At 42.8% G+C, this 8,077-nt stretch carries 7 protein-coding genes; 3 read left to right on the forward strand and 4 right to left on the reverse strand.

Features of this window, described 5'->3' with window-relative positions:
- The first annotated feature begins 347 nt into the window (after positions 1–347).
- The 3 genes from WN50_RS09855 to WN50_RS33915 all read left to right on the forward strand — a co-directional run bounded on the left by WN50_RS09855 (position 348) and on the right by WN50_RS33915 (position 1,520).
- Positions 348–572 carry a hypothetical protein gene (locus WN50_RS09855; protein WP_046277966.1) on the forward strand — a complete coding sequence of 75 codons (225 nt, stop codon included), beginning with the start codon at positions 348–350 and terminating at the stop codon, positions 570–572.
- Between the two features lie 358 nt (positions 573–930).
- A complete protein-coding gene (locus tag WN50_RS33330) occupies positions 931–1,266 on the forward strand; it encodes a transposase family protein (RefSeq protein ID WP_152964760.1) in 336 nt (111 codons plus the stop codon).
- Between the two features lie 89 nt (positions 1,267–1,355).
- Positions 1,356–1,520, forward strand: coding sequence for a transposase (locus WN50_RS33915; protein ID WP_152964761.1), 165 nt, complete (start codon positions 1,356–1,358; stop codon positions 1,518–1,520).
- Between the two features lie 347 nt (positions 1,521–1,867).
- Here WN50_RS33915 and WN50_RS09865 read toward each other — a convergent pair whose 3' ends face one another.
- From WN50_RS09865 to WN50_RS09880, 4 genes are all read right to left on the reverse strand, one after another.
- Positions 1,868–4,492 carry a glycoside hydrolase family 15 protein gene (locus tag WN50_RS09865; protein WP_082172397.1) on the reverse strand — a complete coding sequence of 875 codons (2,625 nt, stop codon included), beginning with the start codon at positions 4,490–4,492 and terminating at the stop codon, positions 1,868–1,870.
- A gap of 113 nt (positions 4,493–4,605) precedes the next feature.
- On the reverse strand, positions 4,606–5,628 hold the full coding sequence (locus WN50_RS09870) for an L-dopachrome tautomerase-related protein (protein WP_046277977.1): 1,023 nt from the start codon (positions 5,626–5,628) through the stop codon (positions 4,606–4,608).
- Positions 5,629–5,671: 43 nt separating this feature from the next.
- A complete protein-coding gene (locus WN50_RS09875) occupies positions 5,672–6,664 on the reverse strand; it encodes a hypothetical protein (RefSeq protein WP_046277968.1) in 993 nt (330 codons plus the stop codon).
- A 123-nt stretch (positions 6,665–6,787) separates the two neighbouring features.
- Positions 6,788–8,077: Dyp-type peroxidase (locus WN50_RS09880; protein WP_049558947.1), on the reverse strand; the 1,290-nt coding region annotated here is incomplete at its 5' end.

Here is an 8,077-nt window from a genome sequence, read left to right on the forward strand (position 1 = left end):
GGGTTAGGGAGAGGTATGAGAGGGATGGGGAGAGGTGGAGAGGGCAGGGAGAGGTGGAGAGGGTTAGGGAGAGGTTCTAAGCAAATGTTTACCGACGAGCGAAACAGCCCTGCCAATTTTTGGGGTTTGGGGGCAATATCGTTGACAACATTTCAGCATAATTCACCCGGCAAAATATCTACTTTATTAAGGAGAATAATCCAATGTCTATCAGATCGTTCAAATAATTTATTGCGGGTTTATTCGGTGGATTTTTCTGGGATACCCCGTTAATATCCTGGTCAGACGGTCAATTTGAGTTCCAATCTCTCCTGGAAGAATGTCATACAAATCGCCTCGCAAAAATCTTGGAATATTACCAACCCGAACTCTTTCAACGGTGGTATTGGGTGGTACTCGCCGCCGCTTACAAAGCCAAGAACGAACAACAGTCTTTATCAACATTAGAAAAAGAAATTGAGAAACTCAGCAGTAAAGTCAGTTCCATGCAAGCCGCGTTAGACATCGAACTTCCACCCCCACCCAAACCCGAATTTTGGGAAATACTCCTAACTGTAGTTGTTTGCAAATAAGAACGCCCATGCTCGCAAACAAGACAATTTCCTGCTCACATTAGGGGTCTTGGCAACTTTTGGTGATCGCAGTAGATGGCGATCGCAATCGCCCACACCGAAGGGATTGCGCCGACCGGGGGACACTCGCCTATGACTCGCGCCCTGAGTCTCGATACGAGCGCGACATGAACTTGAAAAGAACGTTACAGAAAGTGATTTTTCAACATTCTTATAATCGGGTGTCCTTCAGGAAGCGCATACAAGTATAACATTGAAAGAAATTGTTCCAAGTTTACTACCCGATCCAAGAATTCTCCAATTAAATAATTGGGAGTTAGATGAGGCAGGAACTCACATTACAGTCCATGCTACCTGAATACAAAATTTAGTCAGATGTCCAGTTTGTTCGGTACTCAGTTATCGGGTTCACAGCCAATACCAACGAACATTAAGTGATTTGTCTTGGGCCAATTTTCGGGTAACATTAAAACTAGATGTGCGAAAATTTTTCTGTAATAATCCCGGCTGTCAACGACGAATATTTGCCGAAAGAATTACAGATGTAGCGGTCTCTTGGGCAAGAAAAACGCAACGGCTAACTCAACAGTTAACAGCTATCGGTTTAGCCTTAGCTGGAAATGCTGGTGTCAGGTTAAGTAAATATTTCGGTTTCGCTCGTCAGCCGCAATACTCTGTTAAACTTGGTGCGTAGAATTCCCTTAGCCCCGATTAAAACACCTCGAATTTTGGGAGTAGACGACTGAGCCTTCCGTAAACGTCATACTTACGCTACAATATTAGTTGACAAGCGAAAAAAGTCAACCAATAACTCTATTAAAAGACCGTGAAGCCGAAACTTTAGTTGAGTGGTTAAAAGAGCATCCAGGGGTAGAAATCGTTTCACGCGATCGCTCTAAAACTTACGAGAAAGCTGTTCTACAAGGCGCACCAGATGCTATGACCTGAAGGCGGATTTTATATTGGCAAATCCCCCGTTTAATGATAGCGACCGAATTACAACCGGCTATTGACTCTGGAAATTAGTAGATGAACCCTTAGTCAATGAGTGTTTTGAGAGCCTGGATGAAATCGAGGAGTTGTTAGTCAAACGTTGTAATGTTTTGAGTAACATGAAGGAGGAAATTAGAAATTTAACTAACTATCATTGGCTCTGTTCTATTTAGGGGGGTATGACAACCGGATTTAGTATTAGGTTCAATATTTTCGCCAAGTTCAGGAGTTAACTTAATCGATAAATTCCCGAACTTGGCTCTCAATTATATTATTCTCTGAACGCCAACTCAGTGATTGAGTTATAAAGTATCGTTAAGGGTAATACTACCACTTGAAGGTGTGACAAAAGACTGTTGTACCCCTTCTGCTCCAACAACATTGCCATTGTGATCAAGTCTAACAAACTTGTACTCAAAAGCTGTCGAAGCGGGCAGCGAAACGGTAACATCCCAAACAGGATAAGCATTAGGAGACAACTTAATACCAGAAGTATTTTCCCAATTGCTTAACAGGGGATGATTGCCAACCAAATAGATATTCTCTCCGGGGTTGGTGGTCGCATTAACCTTAAAGGTGACTTTCGTTTGGGGTCCGTCGCAAGCATAACGCTGACAAACGACTTTAGGAGCGTCCCCTTTTGCTTGCTCGATCGCCGTTAACAGATTAATATACTCGCCCATAGCCCAACTGAGGGGACGCATCGAGCGAGTCGCCGTACCGGGGATATTGGGAGCGGATGTAGTTGTTTCCCAGCCCGTAATACTAGCATTTTGATTCCAAATCTGCTCGGGAATAAATCCCACTTCTGAGGAAAAGGCTTTCAGCGCTTTAGCATAACTTTCTCCAACAGAACCGTCACCTAATTTGGCGATTTCGTAAATTCCCCGTTCGGCGGTAAAGATTGGCCAAAGACGACCGCGACCACTACCATCGTAGCTACGACCGTCGTTGTACTCTCCATAACCATCGTAGTTGTAACGGAACCAGGCATCTCCGCGATCGGCAAACGTTTGCTTGAGCAGGGTATCATATTCGGGAATGGTTTCTAAAATTGTCCAATCATTGGGACTCATTACCCCCATACGCACTAATTCCAAAAATCCACCATCAACGATATCGCGTTGGTCGTGAGTACCTCCCCCATTACCGTATCTCAGTTGAATACTGGCGTTAGCGTTGATGTCAGCTTGGTTTAAGCTGGGTTTGCAGGTCTGGTTATCGACATCATGGCAACTGATTCTGACATAATACTGATGATTACCGTGAGGCCCGTTCGTAGTAAATGTCCAGTTAGCGATATTATTGCGCCACTGATCGGCTTTTTTGAGGTAATATTCAGCAGCTAAGGGATCGTTAGCTTGATTAGCTAGATCGGCAGCAGTCACCAAACCTGCAATTTCTGCCGCAATCGTAGAAGGGGAATAACCGGGCATTTCTTCCCAACGTTCCTGGCCGGTAAAAGGGCCGTTATGAGCGAGATATTCGGCGGCTAATTTAATTTTCGGCCATAAGTCAGTACGATTGAGTTTCCAAGCCAAAATGATCGGCATCGCCGTTTCATCCATCTGAGTCCCATTCCACCAAATTCGGCCATCAACAAAAGTATTTTGGGGAAAGCGACCGGGACGGGAATAGGAATAGGGATTATCGCTGGTTGTTGTTTGCATTTGCACGTTAAATAGATAATCAACGGCTTGATTTGCCGAATCATTATCACCTGCTGCAATCAATGAACTAGCAAATTTGAATAAATCCCGTGACCAGACCAAATGGTAGCCACCTTCGTTGCTATCAGTATTGCTTTCGCCCCAAGGGGTTCCCAACCCAGCAATCATCGCACCATTACTCTTGTCTTGGATCATTTTTAGGGTCATGGCTGCCAAATAATATTGATCGTCAGCCAAGCCACCGAGATCGTTGAGTTTTTGAGTGTAAGCGATCCATTCCTGAGTATAGGTATTTTCCAAAGCGGCTAAATCGCCAGTGAGAGTGGCGTTGGCTTCATTCATCGCTGCGGTTTCGTTGTTGCCAAAAGCCAAGACCACATCAAAAGAAATACTGCGCTCATCACTGTCGCCAAAATCGATCCAACCTATTTGTGCGACGTTACCTTGAAAAGCACCATCATAGTGCCAGTCCATCGTTCTATCGTTGCTCCCGCCGAAAAGGTCGGTATAACCATCGTCGCTCCCCACGAAACCGTTAGAAACCATCAAGGTATTGTTAACCTTTTTCCAAGGTAAAGAAGTCGCCAACGCCGAAGAAGTTGAATTGGGTTCGGATGCAACTAAAAAGGTATGATCGCCAGAAGTGAGCGTCCGGGAATTGTCTGAACCTCCAGATGCAGTACCGTTACAGACTGGGGGTTGGTTGGGCTGAGTGCCACTGCCACTATTATTAATGGCAGGATTACTGAGAAGGTAAACGTTATAGTCTTTGACGGTTTTTCCGGGTTCTAAAGCCTCGAAGGTGACTCTTTGAATCATCGTCGGACGCTCAGGATCGGTAAAAAACTTTTTGGTGATTTTCCATCGCCGATCATCATCGGTGGTGGTTGCTTGCCACACCATTGCTCGCTTATTGACTTGAACAATTTGATGTTGTTTTTGTTTGCGTTCTTCATCTCCCCAAGTTTTGGCTGTGTCGGTGACGAGAAATTGCAAATCAACATTCTGCACTTGATCTACTGTTGGGTAAAAGACTTCGGTGAGAATCCCTTCGGCTCCCGTGAAATAGACGTTAGATTTCGGATTCAATGAAGTTCCGAGAAAGTCTTTAGCTGAAGTCGCCCAAACCGAAGGAAAACCCGGAGCGCACAGGGCATTATCTGCCAATGCAACACTCGGTTTAAACCCGATCAATGCGATCGCCATCAAGACAATAACAACAGAGGTCAGAAATTTTATTGATTTTGAGTTCCCCATAAGTACCTTTTGTGTTGTGTACATCTGAAATTGACCTAAAAATCCCTTGTAGATCGGTGATTTCTACCCCACCTATTCCTCAATAGACTATTGACTTTTGTAGCTGGTGTTTCTTAACGCCCAACGATTCCCGGCGCTAAAGGTTCCAGGCGGAAAATATAATAAGGCGGTGTGGCAATATTCTTTCCGCCATGTAAAGGTGTAGAACGGTGTAATTGATTGCAATTACAATACAAATAACCGTCTGATCCGAAACTAAAAGAATCTACCCAAGATAATTTTTCATCGGTAATTAACAGTTGGTAGGAGCGATCCGGTTTGATTACTCCTACGCCATTAGCAGCCAAATCTCCCACATAGAGATTGTTATCTTGGTCGATGGAAATCCCATCACAAATTGGTTTATCGCTGTATCGTTCAACCCGACTGGCTAGTTCCTCATCGCTCAAATCGGGATTGCACAAATCCGCACTTTTGGCGCGATACATACTGGTACTGTGCATGGGATTAAAATAGAGCCATTCATTGTTAACATCGAGAACAAGGCCATTTACCCCCAAATGAGGACGAATCAAACTGCCATCGGGTTGTTTAATTTCAACTGCAACGCCATCAATAATTAGATCTAGATTTTCTGGAATTACACTTTGATGCCCTTGTAAAATACGTGTGGCTAATCCCGTGTTTAAATCGACTCGAATTAGGGCCGATTCTGTGCCGTAAATCGGATCGGATATATAAATAACATTGCGAGTTAAATCGACGGCTAAATCATTAACAAAGGAGTTAGAACGGGTAATGGGGGGAGGTAAATAAATAACCTTTGCGAGTTGATTTTCATCCAGATCCCAAGCCACCAGTTTCGGGACGGACTGACTTTGATTGCCATTGTCCAGTATCCACAGACAACCATTAAGATCGCAGTGAATACCTAAAACAGCCTCAAAAGTAATTCCTTGTTTGTTTTCACCCGGAAAAGGAACTAAACTTCCATTAACCAGTTCAGCGACGTGGAAATCGGGATTGTAAAACTGGTGAAGACTGAGAAAAATACGACCCTCTGGTGTGATAGTAATATTACCTGGGGCTACAGTTAATTCCGCTATCACATTGATCGACTGAGATAAGTTGGTCATAACTCTGTTATTTGTATTGACTTGGTTGGAAAAATCATAATTTTTAGGACTCATTTTTTGATGAATTTTCTGACTTTATGCGTGTTAATTTTTTCAGAATATCAAACCAAAATGGAGCGCCCATAGAAATGGCAATAGCACTGATCATCCAACCCGTTATCGCATTAATTACATTTCCAGAATTTAAGGGAGTAAACTGTTCTTTCCAAGGATCAGACCAATTCCAACCAATCGGTAAGTTATCAACACGATCTAAAATGGCTTTAACTTCATCTTCAATCCCTTCCATGCAACTTTTAAAATCTAATGTTTCATCATTTTCTGAACAGTAATCGCTCCTGTCACTCGATTGAATCACTCCCATAATTGTGCTGCTGAAGGTGGAAGATAAAACTTCACTCTTGGATAAATGATCGATAATATTGATCGTATCAACATTAAACATAATTACCAGGACAAGAGCTAAAATTCGAGAAAGAATTATAGCTTTTTTTTGATAAAGCCGCGAAGCGTATTCTGTTGAATTCTGATACCAAGTTTCAATTTCTTGCTGTAATGTTTCAAATTTCTTTTCGGGTTCTACAACCTTAGCATTGGCATTTCTTAGGACTATAATGATCTCATTCTTAAGTTTTTCAGGTAAAGGGGACTCCTTAATTTTATCGGCGACCTTAGTTAAATCATCCAAATAATCCTCTTCTTTATTATTCAATTTTAATTCTTCACTTAATATGCCGATTATGCCATTCGCAAATTGGCGGGGAGGAATGTATGTTAATTGGGGAGAATTTCTCTGGTAATATGACTGGGAGGTTTGGATAGACATTAAATATTTATCGTAAAGCATTTTGGTTATTTTTAAATTACCTGTTTTGTCGGATTCTCCAACAAGATGTATGATAAATTCTTTCAAATTTTTAGAGCGTAATTTCAAAAATGAAGCGATAACCTCTTGGATTTCTGAGGTGATCAAACTCAAAACAAAGTAGATAAAACTCAAACTGATGGCAATGCTGATTACAGTCGATAATGTCATAGCTCTCCTGAAAACTCAATGGTAAACAAAAAGATAGCTCTATCCCAATCAAAAATTAGAGATAGCCTTTATCCGGTAACTTTCCCAAAAAAATAATGATAAAGGCTAAAAAAACTTAAAAATCTAAGTCAATTTTATCAAGAAACTCAAACTGGGCGCGAAGAAATATTCTCCGCCTTTCATCGATACCCAGAGTTTGAAAGGGTAATCTTTTGTACCCTCTTCGCCCCATTTTTCGGGCCATTTTTGGCTGCCTTGGGGTTGACCGATTAACGGGTCGGGACCGACGCCGACTTTCACAAAACGATTGGGATTTGCCCATCTCGCCTGAATAAAATTAAACTGGTTTTCAATATCAGCTTGAAAACAAAGAAACAGCAATCCCGAACCGGTTTCCGGCGCTTGGTTGGGGTCTTTTTCTCCATAACTAACCCCCCGACGGGTAATCCGATGGCTTCTCTCTATTCCTAAAGACTCATCATAACCGGGGGAAGACTCTACCCGTCCCGTATCGCCGCGAGGATTTGTTTTGCGAACATGAGCGTGAAACGGACATTTTGTCGCCGCAATATCCTCATCGTAATTAAAGTTATTGGTCGGAGTCAGCGCATAGGTGGGAATATCGGATTTTGTGACGGGAGTTCCATCGGGAAAACGACCAACCACCAAAGCGCCCGCCAAATCTTCTTTTATGTTTAAAGTTCGGGCTAGATTTTCTTGATCTTCGCGAAAAGCTTTAACATTTTGTTCGAGTTTTCGATAAACCAAATAACTCCCGTAACTGTCTTCAGTTTTCCCGTTGGGATCTTTGACCAAAACAATATCCAAAGCTGCGCGAGAGTCCCACTGATCAAAACCGCAGTCGTTAACTTGCGCTTTCACAATGTCTCGCTTGATAAATAAAGGTTGGCTGACCCCATCCACAAAGCCAAAATGTTCGATAATTTGTCCGGCTTTATTTCTGAGAATAAACCCATCTTCCCGGTGCAAAATTACCGCAACTTGTCGCAGTTCTTGACAGATGTGATTGACCGTTTGCAGCAAGTTATTTAGGTCGTCATCGGCGATCAAAATTAAAGCGTGAATTTCTTTTTGATAGCCAACCTCCCACTCTTCCACCTTCGGATCGCCCAATATCTCGCCAATTTGCTGGTTTTTCATCCCCATCGTAAAGGGCTGATTTTTGGGAATTTTAAAGGGCGCAAATCCCAGCGCCTCGTAACCCTTGCGAGTTAAGAAAACGTTGGCAAAAATGCCGCCCGAAATCCCTTCTTTTCGATAGCGCAGAGCATCGTCGGATTGGTGTCTTGCCGATTTTACATGGGTTTGGGAAAAGGTTTTGATCCACTGTTTCGCCCCATCCCTCTGTTCGCGATCCCACTGTAAAAACAGGTGTACGCTGTAATTTCGTCC

It is taken from the genome of Limnoraphis robusta CS-951 (genome assembly GCF_000972705.2).